This window comes from Streptomyces sp. NPDC001315, from assembly GCF_042896175.1.
GTDB lineage: Bacteria > Actinomycetota > Actinomycetes > Streptomycetales > Streptomycetaceae > Streptomyces.
Map to the genome: position 1 here is coordinate 104,423 of NZ_JBIAWZ010000008.1, position 19,219 is coordinate 123,641.

At 70.9% G+C, this 19,219-nt stretch carries 17 protein-coding genes and 1 tRNA gene; 4 read left to right on the top strand and 14 right to left on the bottom strand.

The genetic code is table 11. The features are described 5' to 3' along the window. Positions 1-46: 46 nt before the first annotated feature. Positions 47-649, bottom strand: a complete 603-nt coding sequence (locus ACFY16_RS23095) for a TetR/AcrR family transcriptional regulator (protein WP_390649043.1) — start codon at positions 647-649, stop codon at positions 47-49. Between the two features lie 172 nt (positions 650-821). Between ACFY16_RS23095 and ACFY16_RS23100 the strand changes: the two genes are divergently transcribed. Then, positions 822-4,124, top strand: coding sequence for a S41 family peptidase (locus ACFY16_RS23100; protein WP_390649044.1), 3,303 nt, complete (start codon positions 822-824; stop codon positions 4,122-4,124). Between the two features lie 75 nt (positions 4,125-4,199). Here the strand turns inward: ACFY16_RS23100 and ACFY16_RS23105 are convergent, their stop codons facing one another. From ACFY16_RS23105 to ACFY16_RS23120, 4 genes are all read right to left on the bottom strand, one after another. Then, positions 4,200-4,394, bottom strand: a complete 195-nt coding sequence (locus ACFY16_RS23105; RefSeq protein WP_390649045.1) for a hypothetical protein — start codon at positions 4,392-4,394, stop codon at positions 4,200-4,202. A gap of 77 nt (positions 4,395-4,471) precedes the next feature. Beyond that, complete coding sequence (locus ACFY16_RS23110; protein WP_390649046.1) at positions 4,472-5,356, bottom strand: SDR family oxidoreductase; 885 nt, start codon at positions 5,354-5,356, stop codon at positions 4,472-4,474. Further along, complete coding sequence (locus tag ACFY16_RS23115; RefSeq protein WP_390649047.1) at positions 5,353-6,279, bottom strand: alpha/beta fold hydrolase; 927 nt, start codon at positions 6,277-6,279, stop codon at positions 5,353-5,355. Before ACFY16_RS23115 ends, ACFY16_RS23110 begins: the two co-directional genes overlap by 4 nt. After that, the gene (locus ACFY16_RS23120) at positions 6,276-7,787 is read right to left on the bottom strand and encodes a flavin-containing monooxygenase (protein WP_390649048.1); all 1,512 of its coding nucleotides are present in this window, start codon (positions 7,785-7,787) and stop codon (positions 6,276-6,278) included. The genes ACFY16_RS23115 and ACFY16_RS23120 overlap by 4 nt, the downstream gene beginning before the upstream one ends. 166 nt (positions 7,788-7,953) lie before the next feature. Here ACFY16_RS23120 and ACFY16_RS23125 point away from each other — a divergent pair, with 166 nt between their 5' ends. After that, positions 7,954-8,586, top strand: coding sequence for a MerR family transcriptional regulator (locus ACFY16_RS23125; RefSeq protein WP_390649247.1), 633 nt, complete (start codon positions 7,954-7,956; stop codon positions 8,584-8,586). On the opposite strand, the gene ACFY16_RS23130 is transcribed toward ACFY16_RS23125, so the two are convergent. Further along, complete coding sequence (locus ACFY16_RS23130; RefSeq protein ID WP_390649049.1) at positions 8,583-9,386, bottom strand: exodeoxyribonuclease III; 804 nt, start codon at positions 9,384-9,386, stop codon at positions 8,583-8,585. The genes ACFY16_RS23125 and ACFY16_RS23130 overlap by 4 nt on opposite strands. A gap of 68 nt (positions 9,387-9,454) precedes the next feature. Between ACFY16_RS23130 and ACFY16_RS23135 the strand changes: the two genes are divergently transcribed. Next, on the top strand, positions 9,455-9,931 hold the full coding sequence (locus ACFY16_RS23135) for a GNAT family N-acetyltransferase (RefSeq protein WP_390649050.1): 477 nt from the start codon (positions 9,455-9,457) through the stop codon (positions 9,929-9,931). A gap of 79 nt (positions 9,932-10,010) precedes the next feature. On the opposite strand, the gene ACFY16_RS23140 is transcribed toward ACFY16_RS23135, so the two are convergent. The 7 genes from ACFY16_RS23140 to galU form a co-directional block, all read right to left on the bottom strand. Next, positions 10,011-10,084 (bottom strand) — tRNA-Ala (locus ACFY16_RS23140). A 118-nt stretch (positions 10,085-10,202) separates the two neighbouring features. Further along, entirely contained in the window at positions 10,203-11,441 is a 1,239-nt protein-coding gene (gene glpR / locus ACFY16_RS23145; RefSeq protein ID WP_390649051.1) for a gephyrin-like molybdotransferase receptor GlpR, read from the bottom strand. A 172-nt stretch (positions 11,442-11,613) separates the two neighbouring features. After that, positions 11,614-12,240, bottom strand: coding sequence for a GNAT family N-acetyltransferase (locus ACFY16_RS23150; RefSeq protein ID WP_390649052.1), 627 nt, complete (start codon positions 12,238-12,240; stop codon positions 11,614-11,616). A gap of 26 nt (positions 12,241-12,266) precedes the next feature. Next, positions 12,267-12,782 carry a molybdenum cofactor biosynthesis protein B gene (locus tag ACFY16_RS23155; protein ID WP_390649053.1) on the bottom strand — a complete coding sequence of 172 codons (516 nt, stop codon included), beginning with the start codon at positions 12,780-12,782 and terminating at the stop codon, positions 12,267-12,269. After that, on the bottom strand, positions 12,779-13,291 hold the full coding sequence (gene moaC, locus ACFY16_RS23160) for a cyclic pyranopterin monophosphate synthase MoaC (protein WP_351144399.1): 513 nt from the start codon (positions 13,289-13,291) through the stop codon (positions 12,779-12,781). The genes ACFY16_RS23155 and moaC overlap by 4 nt, the downstream gene beginning before the upstream one ends. Before the next feature lie 131 nt (positions 13,292-13,422). Continuing rightward, positions 13,423-14,745, bottom strand: a complete 1,323-nt coding sequence (gene glp / locus ACFY16_RS23165; RefSeq protein ID WP_390649054.1) for a gephyrin-like molybdotransferase Glp — start codon at positions 14,743-14,745, stop codon at positions 13,423-13,425. 5 nt (positions 14,746-14,750) lie between these two features. Continuing rightward, on the bottom strand, positions 14,751-15,653 hold the full coding sequence (galU, locus tag ACFY16_RS23170; protein ID WP_390649055.1) for a UTP--glucose-1-phosphate uridylyltransferase GalU: 903 nt from the start codon (positions 15,651-15,653) through the stop codon (positions 14,751-14,753). Between the two features lie 131 nt (positions 15,654-15,784). Here galU and ACFY16_RS23175 point away from each other — a divergent pair, with 131 nt between their 5' ends. Then, the gene (locus ACFY16_RS23175) at positions 15,785-16,366 is read left to right on the top strand and encodes a 5-formyltetrahydrofolate cyclo-ligase (protein ID WP_390649056.1); all 582 of its coding nucleotides are present in this window, start codon (positions 15,785-15,787) and stop codon (positions 16,364-16,366) included. Position 16,367: 1 nt separating this feature from the next. Here the strand turns inward: ACFY16_RS23175 and ACFY16_RS23180 are convergent, their stop codons facing one another. Continuing rightward, the gene (locus ACFY16_RS23180; protein WP_390649057.1) at positions 16,368-19,127 is read right to left on the bottom strand and encodes a penicillin acylase family protein; all 2,760 of its coding nucleotides are present in this window, start codon (positions 19,125-19,127) and stop codon (positions 16,368-16,370) included. Positions 19,128-19,219: the final 92 nt, after the last annotated feature.

A 19,219-nucleotide genomic window follows, 5' to 3' on the forward strand; every position in this document is an offset into this window, starting at 1 on the left:
ACGACGTGAGCGGTTACGTCAGGTGGGGGCCAGCTGCGGGGACTTGTCAGACGGTGGGCACGCCGAGGGCGGGGAGGACCACGGCGTCGATGTACGAAAGGAGGAAGGCCTGTGTCGGCGGCTTCTCGTCGATCATCGCGCGGGCGGCGAATCCACCGATCATCATGTGCATCACGTACTCGATCGCCGGGTTGTCCGCACGGACCTCACCCCGGTCGACCGCCCGTTGCAGCACGCGACGGAACTCCGCCACCTCCGGGTCGATCAGATGCTCCCGGAACGCCTGCAGGAGATCCGGGTTGCCGTGGATCGCCATGACCAGACCCCGCATCAGCGCGGAGTTCTGCTCCATGTGGCAGTCGTCCGAACGCAGCGTGAGGGCGTGCAGATCGCCCTGGAGCGACCCGGTGTCTATGTCGTCGAAGGAGCCGTGGGGCTTGTTGTGCCGCACCGCCTTCGCCACCAGCTCGGCCTTGCCGCCCCACTGGCGGTAGAGCGTCGCCTTGCTGGACCGGGTGCGGGCGGCCACGGCGTCCATGGTGAGGGCGTCGTAGCCGACTTCCCGGAGCAGGTCGAGCACGGCCTCGTACAACTCGGCCTCACGCTCGGGCGTGATCCGACTGCGACGCGCCGTTGCGACCTCAGTCATGCCACTCACCGTTCCCACTCCGAACGACACGGTTTCGTATTCGTACGTAATGAATGTAGCGCAGCCATCTGCGAAACGAAACCGTTTCGTACGTGTCCTGAGTCACGCTTGAGTGACCTGCACCCCTTTATTACGAGTTGCCCGGGTCCATTCGGAGGAAAAGCATGGGGAGGTGAGCTATCTGCGCCTGCCCCACCTCAACGGAGACCTGCTGTGCTTCGTCGCCGAGGACGACCTCTGGCTGACCTCGCTCGACGGACCGGGCCGCGCCTGGCGGCTCACCGTCGACCGCACCAAGGTCGGCCACCCCCGTTTCTCGCCCGACGGCCGCCGGATCGCGTACACGACCTGGCGCAGCCTCGTCCCCGAGATCCATCTGACCTCGGTGGACGGCGGTCCCGGACGAAGACTCACCTACTGGGGCAATGCCGACACCCAGGTCTGCGGCTGGACCCCGGACGGCGACATCCTCGCCGTCGCCTCCCACGGCCAGCCCTTCTCGCACTTCACCTGGGCCTACAAGGTGCCCACCGACGGCGACCCCGGCGGCCGGCTGCCCTGGGGCCCGGTCGCCGACATCCAGGTCGCCGACATCGACGGGGAACGCAGGACACTCCTCCTCACCGGCACCCCGCCGCACGAACCGGCCTCCTGGAAGCGCTACCGGGGCGGGGCCATGGGCCGCCTGTGGCTGCACGGGCAGCAGCTGGTCGCCGGCATCGGCGGCCATCTGCACTCCCCGATGTTCGTCGGCGGACGGATCGCCTTCCTCTCCGACCACGAGGGCATCGGCAACCTGTACTCGTGCGCGTACGACGGCTCCGACCTGCGCCGCCACACCGACCACGACGCCTTCTACGCCCGGCACGCCTCCAGCGACGGCACCCGGGTGGTGTACCAGTGCGCGGGCGACCTGTGGATCGTGGACGGTCTGGCCGCGGACTCCGTCCCCCGCAAGCTCGACGTACGGCTGGGCGGCCCGCGCGCCGGACGCCGTACGTACCAGGTGCCGGCCGCACAGCACGTGGACGGCATCTCCGTGGACGAGACCGGGCGGGCGAGCGCTGTCGTGGTGCGCGGGAGCCTGTACTGGCTGACGCACCGGGACGGGCCGGCCCGCACCCTCACCGACACCCCGGGCGTACGGGTCCGGCTGCCGGAGATGCTCGGCTCCAGCGGGCAGGTCGCGTACGTGACGGACGCGGAGGGCGAGGACGCGATCGAGATCGCCTGTCTGCCGAGAGCGACGGGCGACCGCGAGCCCAGGCGCCTGGCCTCCGGGGAACTGGGGCGGGTCCTGGAAATGGTCTCCGATCCGGAGGGTGAGCGCATCGCCATCGCCGCGCACGACGGACGGCTGCTGCTGATCAGCGTGTCCGACGAAGCGGCTGCCGTCGTGTCCGACGAAGCGGCCGCCGCGGGCACCGAGGACTCCGGCGGCGAGATCACCGACGGCGAGGTCACCGAGCTCATCCGGTCGATCAACGGACCCGTGCGGGACCTGGCCTTCTCGCCGGACGGGGCGTGGCTGACCTGGTCGCATCCCGGGATCGGGCGGTCGCTGCGGCAGATCAAGATGGCGCGGATAAAGGACCGGTTGATCGTCGACGTCACCAACGGCCGCTTCGAGGACGAGAACCCCGTCTTCACCCGGGACGGCCGCTACCTCGCCTTCCTCTCCTGGCGCGGCTTCGACCCCGTGTACGACGTGCACACCGGGGACCTGTCCTTCCCGTTGGGCTGCCGCCCTTACCTGGTTCCGCTCTCGTCGGCGACTCCCTCCCCCTTCGCCCTGACCCCCGAGGGCCGCCCGGCCGCCGGAGGCCTGGACCCCGTGGAGGACGAGGGCGGCGGCGGCGCGGTGACCGTCGAGCTCGAGGGACTGGAGAGCCGGGTGACACCGTTCCCGGTCCCCGCCTCCAAGTACTCGGCACTGAATCCGGTCGCGGGCGGTGGGCTCGTCTGGCTGCGCTGGCCGATCTCGGGCGCGCTGGGCGAGACGTTCGTGAACCCGGCCGACACCAGCGGGCGGCCCACACTGGAGTACTTCACCATCACCAAGGCGAAGAAGTCCGAACTCGTCGAACATCTGGACTGGTTCGCGGTGAGCGGGGACGGGACACGGCTGGTCGTCGTCGACGAGGGCGACCTGCGGGCGGTGCCGTCCAGCGAGGCCGGCGACGCCGACACGACGGTCTGGATCGACCTGCGCCGCATCCTGCACGAGGTCGATCCGGGCGCCGAATGGCGCCAGTCGTACGAGGAGGCGGGCCGCCTCATCCGCGCCTACTTCTGGGATCCGGGCATGAGCGGCGTCGACTGGGACGGCGTGCTGGACCAGTACCGGCCACTGGTCGAACGGGTCGCGTCCCCGGACGAGTTCGCCGACCTGCTGCGTGAGGTACTGGGCGAGCTGGGCACCTCGCACGCGTACGTCACCGCCGCCCGCCGCAACGAGGGCCCGCCGCACTACCAGCGCTGGCAGGGCCTGCTGGGCGCCAACTTCGTGCGCCGGGACGGCGGTTGGACCGTCAAGCGGATCCTGGCGGGCGACTCCTCCGACTCCAAGGCCCGCTCACCGCTGGCCGGCACGGGCATCCGGGAGGGGGCGATCCTCACCCACGTCGACGGACGTCCGGTGGACCCGGTGGCGGGACCGTACCCGCTGCTGGCGGGCGCGGGCGGTACGACGGTGGAGCTGACCTTCGCCCAACCCTCCGACTCGGCGGAGGGCGAGGCCGGCCGGCCCCGTCGGGTGGCCGTGGTGCCGCTGATCAACGAGCGGCCGCTGCGCTACCAGGACTGGGTGGCCAAACGCCGCGAGGTGGTACGGGAGTTGAGCGGCGGCCACTGCGGCTATCTGCACATCCCCGACATGGGCGGCTCCGGCTGGGCCCAGTTCAACCGGGACCTGCGCATGGAGATGTCCCGGCCCGCGCTCCTCGTGGACGTGCGCGGCAACGCCGGCGGCCACATCAGTGAGCTGGTCGTGGAGAAGCTCACGCGCAAGATCATCGGCTGGGATCTGACGCGTGACGCCCAGCCGGTGTCGTACGCCTCGAACGCCCCCCGGGGCCCGGTGGTCGCCCTCGCCGACGAGGCCACGTCCTCCGACGGCGACATGATCACGGCCGCCTTCAAGCTGCTGAAGCTCGGCCCGGTGGTCGGCCAGCGGACCTGGGGCGGGGTGGTCGGCATGACCGGGCGGCACCGGCTGGGCGACGGCACGGTGATCACGGTGCCGATGAACGCGGCCTGGTTCGAGGCGTACGGCTGGACCGTCGAGAACCACGGGGTGCTCCCCGACCTGGAGATCCTCCGCACGCCCCTGGACTGGGCGGAGGGGCGGCAGGCCCAGTTGGGCGACGCGGTGCGACTCGCCCTGGACCTCCTGGGCACGAACCCGCCCGCGAGCCCTCCGGACTACAGCCGCGTACCGGACCGGTCGCGGCCGAAGCTGCCGCCGCGGGCCTGAGCCACCGCGGACGTGAGGAAGGGGTGCCCCTCGTCAGGGGCACCCCTCACTCATTGCTCACCGAGGCAGTGCGCTTCAGGCGTCGTAGTCCTCGTTGAAGCGGTCCTGCTCCTGCTGGCGCTGGCGCTCGGCGTCGTCCTGGATCTTGCCGCGCTGCTGCTGGGCCTGCTGCTTGGCCTGCTCGGCCTTCTGCTTGCCCTGTTGGGCCTTCTGCTTGCCCTTCTGCTGCATCTGCTCGGCCTGCTCCTGGAACTTGTCCTTCATACCCATGTCAGTTCACTCCTGTTGTGGGTGAGGGGGTTAAGCCTCGACCAGCCTGGCATGGGGGAACACAGCGCGCATTTCGATCAGTTACGGTGCGTAGCGCGCGCCTCTTCGTCGGCCGCCCCACCCGCTCCCACCAGCCCGGACCGCATGCCCTGCAACCTGGGCGCGAACCTGCGCATCTCCCGCTGCCCCACACTCCCGATGAGGCCCGGCAGATGCCCGCGCACCCCCTGCATCCCACGCAGCCACCACTGTGCGTACACATGACTGGACCGCCGCTCGATGCCGGCGACGATCCGGTCGACGGCGGGCCCCAGCGGATAGGTCTTGTTCGCCGGCCACAGCAGTCGCTGCCGCAGCTCCCGCATCACCTCGTCCTGGTCCGCCCCGCGCACCATGTCCGTGTCGGTCCACGACAGGTACCCCACCCCCACCCGCACGCCCTTGTAGCCGACCTCGGCGCGCAGGCTGTGCGCGTACGCCTCCACGCCCGACTTGGACGCGCAGTACGCGGTCATCATCGGCGCGGGCGTGATGGCGGCCAGGGACGCGATCTGGAGCAGATACCCGCGGCTCTCGATCAACGCCGGAAGGAAGGCGCGCGCCGTCACCGCCGAGCCGATCAGGTTGACCTCGATCACCCGCCGCCAGGCCTCCGGGTCGGAGTCGACGAACGGTCCGCCGGTGGCGACCCCGGCGTTGGCGACGACGATGTCGACCTTCCCGAACCGCTCCTTGACCTCCCGCGCGACCCGGGCCATGGCCTCCTGGTCGGTGACGTCGGCGTACCAGTGGGCGCTGTCGCTGTGCAGCCGCTCCGAGACCTGCTTGAGGGCGTCCGGCTCCAGTCCGACCAGCGCCACCTTGACACCACGCGCGGACAGCTTGCGCGCGAGCAGCTCCCCCACGCCGCGCGCGGCTCCGGTGACGACCGCGACCTGCCCCTCGAGGCTGACCCTGCTCATGCGCCCTCCTTGACATGTACGTACGCGGTGACGAGTTCCCGGATCTTTCCGGTGACCAGCTCGGGCGCCTCGACCGGGGTCATGTGCCCGAGGCCGGGCAGCTCGGTGAGACCGAGGCAGTGCGGCAGCGCGGCGGCCAGCGAGCGCGCGTGCACCGGCGGCGTCAACCGGTCGGCCGTGCCCACGACCACCTCCGTCGGCGCCGCCAACTCCCTTACTCCCTGGTCGAGATCGAGCAGGTCGAGCACCTGCGACCAGGCGTATCTGACCTTGCGCGGGCACGCGTGCACGATCCGCGCGCACGCCTCGACCATGTGCGGCGCCGAACCGGCGCCCATCGTGCCGTACTTGAGGATCCGCCGGGCCAGTGGCGTGACCGGCCCGAGCGGCGCCCTCGACCCGAGGATGTGCCGGGTCAGCCAGGTCCGCAACCGTCCGGCCCGGATCGGTACGACGGTCGACTCGGCGACCAGCCGCGAACTGCCCGTGCTGCACAGCAGGACGGCCGCCGCGTGCGCCCGGAAGGCGGGGCGGGCGGAGGCCGCCAACACCGTCATGCCGCCCATGGAGTGCCCGACGACCACAGCCTTCTCGCCGGGCGCGAGGGTCGCCTCCAGTACGGCTTCCAGGTCGTCGGCGAGCGCGTCCGTACCGCACGCCTGGCTCGCCGGGCTGCGTCCGTGGCCGCGCTGGTCGTAGGCGATCACCTGGTGGTCGGTGGCCAGTTCGCGTATCTGGGCCGCCCAGAAGGCGGTGGAGCAGGTCCAGCCGTGGGCGAGGACGACGGGCGGGGCGCCGTCGGGGCCGTGGACCTCGACGTGCAGGCGGGCGCCGTCGGCGGAGACGGCGGTCAGCTCACGGGCGGGGGCGGGCGGGGCGTAGGGGCCGGAGGCGACGGAGCTGAGGCGGGTGAGGCGGCTCATGCGGTCGCCTCCGTCTTCTCGCCCTGCGTGGCCCGCTTGCCGGCCGGAACCCGCAGGACTTGATACTCCGCGAGGTCCACCCGCCGGGTCGCCCGCCGGAACTCGCTCGTCGTCCCCGGCCAGATGGTGGTGTTGCGGCCGTTCGCGTCCAGGTACCAGCTGGTGCAACCGCCGGTGTTCCACACCGTGCGCTTCATGCGCTCCTGCACCCGGCGGTTCCACGCGTGCACGGCGCTCGGGCGGGCGTCGAGGGCCGCGCGGCCGCCCAGCACGTCCAACTGCCGTACGAAGTCGGCCATGTAGTTCAGCTGGGACTCGATCACCAGGATCATGGAGGAGTTCCCGAGGCCGGTGTTGGGCCCGATGATCGTCAACCAGTTGGGGAAGCCGGCCGCGGAGGCGCCGCGCAGGGCCTCCATGCCGTCCTTCCAGGACTCGGCCAGCGTCTTGCCCTCGGCACCCACGACCCGCTCGGCGATCGGCAGGTCGGTGACGTGGAAACCGGTGCCGAAGACGATCACATCGGCCTCGGTCTCGGTGCCGTCGGCGGCGACGAGGGTGGAGCCGCGGACCTCGCGCAGCCCGCTCGCCACTACGTCCACGTTGGGCCGGGCCAGGGCCGGGTAGTACTCGCTGGACAGCAGGATCCGCTTGCAGCCGATCCGGTAGTCGGGGGTCAGCTTGGCCCGCAGCGCCGGGTCCTTGATCGCGCGGGCCATGTTGCGCTTGGCCAGCTGCTCGACGAAGCCGAGCTCGTTCGGATGCTTGGTGAAGGCCTGGACCTGCAACTCTCTCAGGCCCCACAGCAGTCCGCGGCGCAGCTGGGAGGTGACGGGCAGGGCCCGGTGCAGGGCGCGCTCGGCGCCGGTGATGGCGCGGTCGACGCGGGGCATGACCCAGGGCGGGGTGCGCTGGAAGAGGGTGAGACGGCCGACCTGCGGCTGGATGGCGGGCACGATCTGAATGGCGGACGCCCCCGTCCCCACCATCGCGACCCGCTTGCCGCGCAGGTCGTGGTCGTGGTCCCAGCGCGACGAGTGGAAGACCTTGCCGGGGAAGGAGTTCAGCCCCGGCAGGTCCGGGATCCGCGGGTCGGACAGCGGGCCCGTGGCGGAGACGACGACGTCGGCGGAGAACGCGCCGGCCGCCGTCTCGATGTCCCAGCGCAGCTCCTGCGGGTTCCACGTCATCCGCTGGACCTCGGCGCCGAAACGGATGTGCGGACGGAGCCGGAAGACGTCCGTGACGCGCTCCAGATAGGCGCGGATGTGCTCCTGCCCGGAGAAGGTGCGCGGCCAGTCGGGGTTGGGCGCGAAGGAGAAGGAGTACAGGTGAGAGGGCACGTCACAGGCGCACCCCGGGTAGGTGTTGTCCCGCCAGGTGCCGCCGACGCTGTCGGCGCGCTCCAGGACCACGAAGTCGGTGATCCCCTCCCGGCGCAGCCGCACGGCGGCCCCCAGCCCGCCGAACCCGGACCCGATCACCGCCACCCGTACGTGTTCGGTCATGCCGACACACCTCCTGCCCTACGACGCTGCCCCTGCGACCGCGCCAGTAAACACTGGCACGGTCGGACTGTAGAGCAGCCGCGTACCGAGCGGTAGGGGCCGAACGAGGAAAGTTACCGGCGGTACGACATAGAGTGCGGGCGTGGCTGACAAGCGTGAATACCGCATGGAGGAGCTGGCCAGGGAGGCCGGGATCACGGTGCGCACCCTGCGCTTCTACCGCGAGCGCAAGCTGATCCACCCACCGCGCCGGGAGGGCCGTCTCGCCTGGTACGACGACAGCCACCTGGCCCGCCTGCGCACCGTCTCCGCCCTTCTGGAGCGCGGCCACACCCTCAACGGCATCGCCGAACTGGCGGACGCCCTCGACCACGGCCGCGACGTGGCCGAGCTCATCGGCCTCGACGCCCCCACCGAGGAGGAGCCGGTCCGCCTCACCCCCGAGGAACTCGCCGCCCGCTTCGAGGGCGAGGTCACCGCGGAGAACCTCGCCGCCGCGCTGGACCTCGGCTACCTCGGCACCGACGGCGACGAGATCGTCCACATCAGCCGCCGCCTGCTGGACGTCTCCTCGGCCCTGGTCCGCGAGGGCATCCCCCTCGCGGAGGTCCTGGCGGCTGCCAAGCAGGTCCGCGAGCACGCGGACGCCCTGGCGGAACTCTTCAGGAACCTGGTCCTGCGTCACGCCCCCGAGGAGGACCTCCAGCGCCTGCGCCCACTGGCCCGCAGCGTGGTGGAGGCGGAACTGTCCCTGGCACTGGACCGGCACCTGCGCAAGCGGGACTCGGGCCTGTCCTAGAGGTCGTAGACCACCGTCACCGGCGCGTGATCGGACCACCGCTCGGCGTGCGTGGCCGCCCGCTCGACGAACCCCTTGACGGCCTTCGCCGCCAGCCCGGGGGTCGTGATCTGGTAGTCGATCCTCCATCCCGTGTCGCGGTCGAAGGCCTGCCCCCGGTACGACCACCACGAGTACGGCCCCTCCACATCCGGATGCAGGGCCCGTACGACATCGACGTACCCGCCCTCCTCCGCGTCGAGGACCCGCCCCAGCCACTCCCGTTCCTCCGGCAGGAAGCCGGAGTTCTTGGTGTTGCCACGCCAGTTCTTGAGGTCGGCCTGCTGGTGGGCGATGTTCCAGTCGCCGCAGACGACGACCTCACGCCCGTCGGCGGCGGCCCGCTCGCGAAGCCCCTTCAGGTGGGCGAGGAACTCGCCCATGAAGCGGACCTTCTCGTCCTGCCGCTCCGTGCCGACCTCACCGGAGGGCAGATAGAGCGAGGCGACGGTGACGCCCGGCAGGTCGGCCTCGACGTACCGTCCGCTGCCGTCGAACTCGGCCGACCCGAAGCCGACCCGGACGGCGTCGGGCTCACGCCGGGTGTAGAGGGAGACGCCCGCACGCCCCTTGGCCGCGGCCGGAGCGTGTACGACGTGCCAGCCCTCCGGGGCGCGCACCGGCTCGGGCAGCTGCTGCGGCTCGGCGCGCACCTCCTGGAGGCAGAGCACGTCGGCGGAGGTGTCCGCCAGCCACTCCACGAAGCCCTTCTTGGCGGCAGCCCGCAGGCCGTTCACGTTCACAGAGGTCACAGTCAGCACCCGGGCACGATACCGGCACACTGTACGGAGCCCGTACTTCAATTGCGCATACATGTACAGTGATCAGCATGAATATACGTATTGTTCCCTACGACCACCCCGACGCCGTCAAGCTCGACGCCGAGGTCCAGGCCGAGTACCACGTGCGCTACGGCGACGGCGGGGACGCCACACCCTTGGACGCCTCGGACTTCCAGCCACCGAACGGCGTGTACCTGATCGCGTACGACGAGAACGACAGACCCCTCGCGACGGGCGGCTGGCGCACCCAGGACGAGAACGACCAGGGCAACGAGGACGGCGACGCCGAGCTCAAGCGCATGTACGTCGTCGCGGAGGCGCGCGGCCGCGGTCTCGCCCGCCGGATGCTCGCCGCCCTGGAGGACGACGCCCGCGCGGCAGGCCGCGTCCGCATGGTCCTGGAGACCGGCGTCGAGCAGCCCGAGGCCATCGGCCTCTACACCTCCAGCGGCTACGAGCCGTGCACGAAGTTCGGCCACTACCGCTTCTACGAGTCGAGCCGCTGCTACGCCAAGGGGCTGTAGCCGGCAGCCGGATGCCGACGCCTCAGAACGCAAGAGATCCCGCCCAGTTCGATGAACTGGACGGGATCTCGTGATGCAGTGGACCTGAGGGGATTCGAACCCCTGGCCCCCTCGATGCGAACGAGGTGCGCTACCGGACTGCGCCACAGGCCCTTGCAACGAGTGAAACTCTAGCATCCCGATCGGCGTGCTCGGAAATCCGTTGCCGGGGCCCCCGTGCGGACACCATGCAGGTGAGACGGGGGCACATGCGTGGCGCCCCGGCAGAGCTTCACTCGTTGGCGGCCCGAGGGCGCCCGCCGTCCTCGTACTGGTCGAACAACGGCGTACGTCCGCGCTCCCGCGACCGGCGAGCGGACGCGGCCCGGCGGGCATCGCTCCGCCCGCCCCCGTCGCCCTTCTCCTCCGCCTGCCCGGCGTCGGCGGGCCCCTCGCCCGCCGCGGCACCGCCGTCGGCCCCGGACTCCGGCTCCCGCGCGACGGAGCTCGACCGTGCGGAACTCCACGCGTCCGGCGCCCCGAGATCCACGTCGGCCGTCGCCCGGGGAGCGACCGGGGCGGTCACGTACGTCGGCAACGGCACCGGCACGGGCTCCCAGCTCTCTCCCCGGCCCGGCCGCCGCTGCCGCTCCCGCTGCTGGTCGACCCACTCCGCGTGGTCGGTCTGCTCGACGAGCGCGCGCCGGTCGGCGGCGAGCGCGGACATCCCCGGGTCCTCTTCCGCCTCGTACGCCTCCTCGGGTTCGTCGGCGTCCGGCTGGGCATGCGTGCCGGTGTCCATGGCCGTGCGCCGGCGCGGCTGGCGCGCACGCTCGCGCAGCCGCTGCGCCGCGACCTCGGCGCGGCGCCGGTCCATCTGGAAGGCGAAGCGCCGGCGCTCCTGGGCGCGCAGGTAGCCGATGTACGCGCTGAGCAGCACGGCGGGCACGCCGGGCGCCCACAGGAACGCGAGCCCCCCGACGGCCGCGGCGATCGCGCCGAGCGTGAACGCGAGGAAGAGCATGACGGTCGTACGCCTCCGGCGCGCAAGCGCCTTGGAGCGCTGGGCGCGCGCTGCGGCCGCCTGTGCCGAGGGTGAGCGCCGGTCGTCCGGCACCCGCTTCCGCTCCGGCGCGCCGGCGGGTTCGGGTGCCGACGCGGACTGCTGTTTGCGCGCCGGTTCGCGCATCGGTTCACGTGTCGGTTCCGCGGGCTCCGGCGCCTGCGCCTGTACCACTGCCTGCGCCTGCGGGCGGGTCGGAGGCATGGCGAAGGCCCGGACGTCCACCGAGTCGGTGACGGCGTCCGGAACACCGGCGCCGGGCTCCCCCTCTTCGGTGGAGCGCGCCCGCAGGTCCTTGGCGTATCGGCGCTCCATGCCCGCCCGTCCGGACAGCAACCGGATGGCGGTGCTGAAGCGCTCCGTCGGACGGGCCTCGTTCAGCTCGTCCTGCCTACGGAGCCACATCGGCACCAAGTAGGCGGCCCAGGCCCCGACAATGACTGCGTAGATGAGGCCGCTGCTGCTCACAACTCACACGGTAGAGGGGTTTGCGTGAGGCCATCCGCCAATTGGGCCGGTGTGTCGCACGATCCGGCTGATATTTCGAGCTTTTTTTGTGACCGATGCGATCACCAAGCCGCCGCGGGTGCGAATTTGATGCCCCGAGGCGGTCACCGGCCGATCAATTTCGAACATATATTCAATTCCCCGGGCTGTGCGGGATTCCCTGGTCCCGGGGAGCGCTCTGCGGACGTGTGCGCCGCCAGCGGCTCAGCAGGCCCTCCGGGACTTCCTCCGCCGTGAGCGCGAAGACGAGGTGGTCGCGCCAGGCGCCGTCGATGTGGAGATAACGGGGCCTGAGCCCCTCCTCGCGGAATCCCAGTTTCTCCACGACCCGGCGGCTCGGTCCGTTCTCGGGCCGAATGCAGACCTCGACGCGGTGCAGTCCGACGGTCCGGAAACAGTGGTCCACGACGAGTGCCACGGCCGTCGGCATCACCCCGCGACCGGCCACCGACTGATCCACCCAGTAGCCGACGTGCCCCGAGCACATCGAACCCCAGGTGATCCCCGCGACCGTCAACTGCCCGACGAGGCGCCCCTGGTACTCGATGACGAACGGCAGCATCCGGCCCGCGTTCGCCTCCGAACGCAGGTGCCGGACCATCTGGCGGTAGGTCGGCCGGTGCGCGATCGGCCCGCTGGGCGTGGGCGGCGGAATGGTCGCCTCCCAGGGGCGCAGCCAGTCACGGTTGCGCCGGTTGACCTCGCGCCACATCCGCTGGTCGCGCAGCTTTATCGGCCGGAGGACGACATCGCCGTCCACCAGCTCGACAGGCCAGGACGGGCTGTTCAGCTCGCACCCCCATGACTGACGCCGGGTCTGGGGTGGTCGCCGCCGCGGATCTGGTCGACGGCGTGGACCAACAGGGGTTCGAGGACGGCCAGTCCGTCCTTCACGCCGCCGGTCGAACCCGGCAGGTTGACGATCAGCGTCCCGCCCGCGACTCCGGCCAGGCCTCGGGAGAGAGCCGCGGTGGGCACCTTCTCCCGTCCGAACGCCCGGATGGCCTCCGCGATGCCCGGCACCTCGTAGTCGATCACCCGGCGGGTCGCCTCGGGGGTGCGGTCGGTGGGCGAGATGCCGGTGCCGCCGGTGGTGACGACGACGTCGTACCCGGCCGCCACGGCAGCGCGCAACGCGGCCTCCACCGGGTCCCCGTCGGGGACCACCTGCGGCCCGTCGACGGCGAACCCGAGGCCTTGGAGGCCGTCGGCGATCCGCGGACCACCCTTGTCCTCGTACACGCCCGCGGCGGCGCGGTTGGAGGCGGTCACGACCAGCGCACGGTAGGGGCCGCCGCTCATGTCCGGCTCCAGTCGCCCGACTTGCCGCCCGTCTTCTCCTCCACCCGTACGTCCGTGATGACCGCTCCCTTGTCGACCGCCTTGACCATGTCGATCACGGTGAGCGCGGCGACGGAGACCGCGGTGAGGGCCTCCATCTCGACGCCCGTGCGGTCCGTCGTCTTCACCGTGGCCAGGATCTCCACGGCGTCGTCCGCGACCGACAGATCCAGTTTCACACCGGACACCGACAAGGGGTGGCACAGCGGGATCAGGTCGGGGGTGCGCTTGGCTCCCATGATGCCCGCGATCCGCGCGGTCGCCAGGGCGTCGCCCTTGGGCACCCCCTCGCCACGCAGCAGTTCGACCACGCGGGGCGAGACGAGGACGCGGCCGCTGGCGCGGGCGGTGCGCGCGGTGACGTCCTTGTCGGACACGTCGACCATGCGGGCGGCACCCGCGTCGTCGATGTGCGTCAGTCGGTCCTGCACAGGGGGTCCGGGGGTCTCCCCCCGGGAAGGCACAGTCATGGTGTTGCGCTCCTGGTCCGGGCCCGTCGCGGTGCGGCGCACGGGGGGCCTGTTGTGCGCGACACGGTACCGCCAAGCCGGGGCGCGCAACGGGGCAGGACCGTCCTGCGAGCAGGTACGCGCGCGTGGGCTCAGCCGAGCAGGACCACCTCGAGCTGGGTGCCGGGCTCGGCGGACGTCATGTCCTCGGGGACGACGATCAGTGCGTCGGCGTGCGCGAGGGCGGCGACCAGGTGGGATCCGGCACCGCCGACCGGCCTGACGGCGCCGTCGGCGTACACGCCGCGCAGGAACTGTCTGCGGCCCTTCGGCGAGGTCAGCGCCTTGTCGGCGGTGAGCGTCGCGCGCGTGGTGGGCCGGTGGACGTCCTCGAGCCCCATGAGGGTGCGGATCGCCGGCCGTACGAACAGCTCGAAGGAGACGTACGACGACACGGGGTTGCCGGGCAGCGCCAGCAGCGGGGTGTGGTCGGGGCCGATGGTGCCGAAGCCCTGGGGCTTGCCGGGCTGCATGGCGAGCTTGCGGAAGTCGATGCCGCTGCCCGCCTCGTCCTCGTCGCCGACGTGCGACAGCGCCTCCTTGACGACGTCGTACGCCCCGACGCTGACGCCGCCCGTGGTGACCACGAGGTCGGCGCGGACGAGCTGGTCCTCGATGGTGGAGCGGAGGGTCTCGGCGTCGTCGGCGACGGCGCCCACCCGGTAGGCGATCGCGCCGGCGTCGCGGGCGGCCGCGGTGAGGGCGAAGCTGTTGGAGTCGTAGATCTGTCCGCCGCCCAGCTCCTCGCCGGGCTGGACGAGTTCGCTGCCGGTGGACATGACGACCACGCGCGGGCGCGGGCGCACCCGGACCGTGCCGCGGCCGATCGCGGCGAGCAGGGCGATCTGCGACGGCCCCAGGACGGTGCCCGCCTCCAGGGCGCGGTCGCCCGCCTTCACGTCGCTGCCCTCCGCCCGCACATGCGCGCGTGCCTCCGCCGACCGGTGCACGCGCACCTGCCCGGAGGCGCCCTCGGGGGCGAGGCTACGGGCGCGCATCCCGCTGACCGGCCCCTCGCCGAGCCCGCCGTCGGTCCACTCCACGGGGACGACGGCCTCGGCGCCGGGCGGCAGCGGAGCGCCCGTCATGATGCGGGCGGCCTGGCCCGGGCCCACCCGGAGCAGGTCGGCCTGGCCCGCCGCGACGTCCCCGACGACATCCAGGACGGCCGGGAACTCCTCGCTCGCGCCCACGACATCCGCGACCCGCACCGCGTACCCGTCCATGGAGCTGTTGTCGAACGGCGGCAGCGACACCGGCACCGTGACGTCCTCGACCAGGACGCAGCCCTGGGCGTCGAGGAGCTGAAGCTCGATGGGTTCGAGGGGGCGGACGGCGGCGAGGATGTCCTCCAGGTGCTCGTCCACCGACCAGAGCTGGTCCTGGCCGGTGGCGTGGGGCGCGGCGCTGCTCAAGGTTGCTACATCTCCTCGGTGACGTAACTGCGAAGCCAGGTCCGGAAGTCCGGGCCCAGGTCCTCACGTTCGCACGCGAGTCTGACAATGGCACGCAGGTAGTCGCCGCGGTCGCCGGTGTCATAGCGGCGGCCCTTGAAGACCACGCCGTGCACCGGTCCGCCGACCTTCTCGTCCTGCGCCAACTGCTGGAGGGCGTCGGTGAGCTGGATCTCGCCGCCGCGGCCCGGCTCCGTGGTGCGCAGTATGTCGAAGATGTGCGGGTCGAGGACGTAGCGGCCGATGATGGCGTAGTTCGAGGGGGCGTCCTTCGCGTCGGGCTTCTCGACCAGGCCGGACACCTTGACGACGTCGCCGTCCTCGGTGGCCTCGACGGCCGCGCACCCGTAGAGGTGGATCTGCTCGGGTGCGACCTCCATGAGCGCGACGACGCTGCCGCCGCGCTGCTCCTGGACCTCGACCATGCGCGCGAGCAGCGGGTCGCGCGGGTCGATCAGGTCGTCGCCGAGCAGGACCGCGAAGGGCTCGTGACCGACGTGCGGGGCGGCGCACAGGACGGCGTGGCCGAGGCCCCTGGGGTCGCCCTGACGCACGTAGTGCATGGTCGCGAGGTCGCTGGACTCCTGGACCTTGGCGAGCCGGTCGGCGTCACCCTTCTTCTGCAGAGCGGACTCGAGCTCGTAGTTGCGGTCGAAGTGGTCCTCGAGCGGGCGCTTGTTGCGGCCCGTGATCATGAGGACGTCGTCGAGACCGGCGGACACGGCCTCTTCGACCACGTACTGGATCGCCGGCTTGTCGACGACGGGCAGCATCTCCTTGGGAGTGGCCTTGGTCGCCGGCAGGAACCGGGTACCGAGGCCGGCTGCGGGGATGACAGCCTTGCTGATCCTGGGGTGCGACTGGGTCATGGCCGACACCTTATCCGGTGCCTTGGCAGCGAATCTGAGGCTCCGGTTAATTCGTGCTCATATGAGCACATTGAAACCTACGGGAGCACCACGTGAGTCACAGCAGCCCCGCAGCCGAGTCTGACAAGCGTATGTTGCGGCGAGAGCTCCTCGAGGTGAGAAGCAGGTTGACGGCCGATGCCGTGGGGGAGGCGGCGGCCGCGCTGGCGGAACGGGCGCTGGAGCTGCCCGAGCTGGCGCAGGCACACACGGTGGCGGCGTACGTCTCCGTGGGGAGCGAACCCGGAACGCTCGCGCTCCTGGACGCGCTGCGCACGCGGGGCGTGCGGGTGCTGCTCCCGGCGCTGTTGCCCGACAACGACCTGGACTGGGGGGCGTACGCCGGTGCGGGCTCCCTCGCGCGCGTGCGGCACGGCGGCAAGATGGCATTGCTGGAACCCGCCGGCGCACGCCTGGGCCCGGACGCCGTGACGACCGCCGACGTCGTGCTGCTGCCGGGGCTCGCCGTCGACGCGCGCGGCATGCGCCTGGGGCGCGGCGGAGGCTCGTACGACCGCGTGCTCGCCCGCCTGGAGCGCGCGGGCGCACACCCCGCGCTCGTCGTGCTCCTCTACGACTCCGAGGTCGTCGCGCACGTCCCCGAAGAGGCGCACGACCGGCCGGTCCACGCGGTGGTGACACCGTCGGCCGTGCGCCGCTTCGGGACGGACTGACTCACGGTTTCAGCACCAGGGTGTCGCTCGTGCTGTCGCCGACCGCCTTGTCCGAGAAGGACCAGGGCAGCAGCTCGCCGTCGGCCCACTTGTCCGTCTGGTCGGTGTAGTGCGCGCTGTAGGCGTGTCCGGAGGCGCCGCTGAGGTTGATCCACTTCGACTTGTCGAGGTCGTCGAGGTTGACCACCATCCGCATCGACGGCACCCACACGACGCCGTAGCCGCCGGCCGCGTTCCAGCCGGTCGCGTTGACCGCCGCCTCGCCGCCGCTGAGCTTCCAGGGACCGCGGTTGAGGACGTACTGCAGGATGCCGGGGCCCTCGGTGCCCAGGGTCTGGTTCTTCAGGAACAGGCGGTGCAGCCGGCCCCAGCTCCAGGTGTCGAGGTCCTTGCCGAGCTTGGAGGTCAGCTCCCAGCGGGCGTCGATCAGGGCGCGCCGGAACAGGTCGTCGCGGTTGTCGGTCGCTCCGGGGCGCGTGCCCGACTTGGGCGTCGTCCACCAATGGCTGTTCTCGTCGTCCATCAGCTTGCGGACCACCTCGAACCAGCGGTCACCGCCGTCCGGCTGCGCCTGGTCGGCATCGCGCTGGCCGCACTCGCGCACCTTGGCGGTCTCGTCCGCGGGACCGGTGGTGTTGACCGGATCGACCAGCAGACACTGCCCCTTGACGCGCAGCTCCTTGGGCAGCTTGTTGCCGAAGGCGAGCTTGAGGATGTTGCGCCAGACCGAGTTGAAGTAGGCGGCCGCCGCCGAGTCGGCGTCCTGGGTGTAGTCCCAGCCCTCGAGGAGTTTCTGCGCCTCGCGGACGTCCGGGTCGTCGATGTCGATCTTGAGCAGCTTCGGGACGACCAGTTTGGCGATCTCGCTGGAGTTGTCCAGCTGCATCTGGCGCATGTCGTCGGTGGAGATCTTGCCGCCGCCGTCGATCTTCTGCTTGATCAGGCTGGTGATCCGCTGGCTGCGGGTGCCGTAGCCCCAGTCCGTGGTGAGCGTGTAGGGGTACTTGTCCTCGTCGATCACGGCCTGGTTGGCGGTGACGATGTAGCCGCGCTTCGGGTTGTACTCGTACGGCAGCTCGTCCTGATCGATGTAGCCGGTCCACTTGTACGTGGAGTCCCAGCCCGGCGCCGGGATGGACCCGTCGTCGCCCTTCGCGCGCGTGGGGATCTTTCCGGGCAGGGTGTAACCGATGTTGGTCTTGTCCGCGTACGTCAGGTTCTGCGAGGGCACGTCGAACTTCTCGGCCGCGGCGCGGAAGTCGCTCCAGTCGGCCGCCTTGTCCATCGCGAAGACGGCGTCCATGGAGGTGCCAGGGTCGAGGGCGGTCCACTTCAGCGCGATGGCGTAGCCGTCGCCCCGGTCGGGGGCCTCCGTGTCGACGGTGGCCTTCTTGCCGACCTTCACGAGTTCGTCGTCGCGGTCGGACAGCAGGGGCATCCCGTCTCGGGTCTCCCGGACGACGATCTTCTTGGCGGTGCCGCCGGCGACCTTGATGGTCTCCTCGCGGGTCTTGAAGGGCTTCACCTTGCCGTCGTACAGGTAGCCCTCGCCACTGAGCTTCTCCAGGTAGAGGTCGGTGACGTCGACACCGGAGTTGGTCATGCCCCAGGCGATGTCCTGGTTGTGACCTATGACCACGCCCGGCATGCCCGCGAAGGTGTAGCCGGCGACGTCGTACTGGCACTTGCTGGAGACCGCGCGGCAGTGCAGGCCCATCTGGTACCAGACGGACGGCAGCGAGGCCGACAGGTGCGGGTCGTTGGCCAGCAGCGGCTTGCCGGTGATGGTGTGCTCGCCGGAGACGACCCAAGAGTTGGAGCCGATGCCGTTGCCGTTCACGCCGACGGCCGTGGGGAGGTCGTCCAGGAGGTCGTAGAGGCCCGACAGCTGGCTCTGCAGGGCCGTCCCGGAGGCGGACGAGGACGTGCCCGTACCGCTCGTGGACGTGCCGCCGGCGCCGCTCGTGCCGCTGCCCTGCTCGAAGGTCCCGGTCAGCGCGTCGTACTGACCCTCCTGGACGATCGCCTTGTTCCGGTCGTACGGGTAGTCCGGGTACAGGTCGGCGATCTGCTTCGGGTCGAGGCGGCTGGTCATCAGGGCGCGGTCGATCTCGTCCTGCATGTTGCCGCGCAGGTCCCAGGCCATCGCCTTCAGCCAGGAGACCGAGTCGACCGGGGTCCACTCCTGGGGCTTGTAGTCGTTGGTGAACCCGAGGGCGGCGTACTCCAGGGAGATGTCCTTGCCGTCCTTGCCCTCGAGGTAGGCGTTGACTCCCTTGGCGTACGCCTGGAGGTACCTCTTCGTGGAAGCGGACAGCTCGGAGTCGTACTCCTGCTTGGCGACCCGGTCCCAGCCCAGGGTGCGCAGGAACTCGTCGTTCTCGACCTGCCCCTTGCCGAACATCTCCGACAGACGCCCGGAGGTCATGTGACGGCGCACGTCCATCTCGTAGAACCGGTCCTGCGCCTGGACGTAGCCCTGCGCCATGAACAGGTCCTCGTCGGAGGAGGCGTAGATCTGCGGGATGCCGTAACCGTCGCGCTTGACGTCGACGGGTCCGGAGAGGCCGTCGAGCGCGATCGATCCCGTCGTCTGCGGGAAGGAGGCACGGACGGTGCTGATGGACCAGTACGCCCCGAAAGCGATGCCTCCGATGACGGCCAGCACCAGTACGAGCACGACGAGGCGGCCTTTGCGCCCCTTCTTCCTGCCGGACTTGCCGGGCTTGTCACCCGTTGTGGCGGTGGTGTTGGGGGGCATCGCTGTCCTTGCTGTCCTAACGCGAGCGGCAGGCGGTCCTGGAGTGCTGGAGCAACCATAGGCGCAGGGCCCTGAGCCCCTTGACGCGGAGT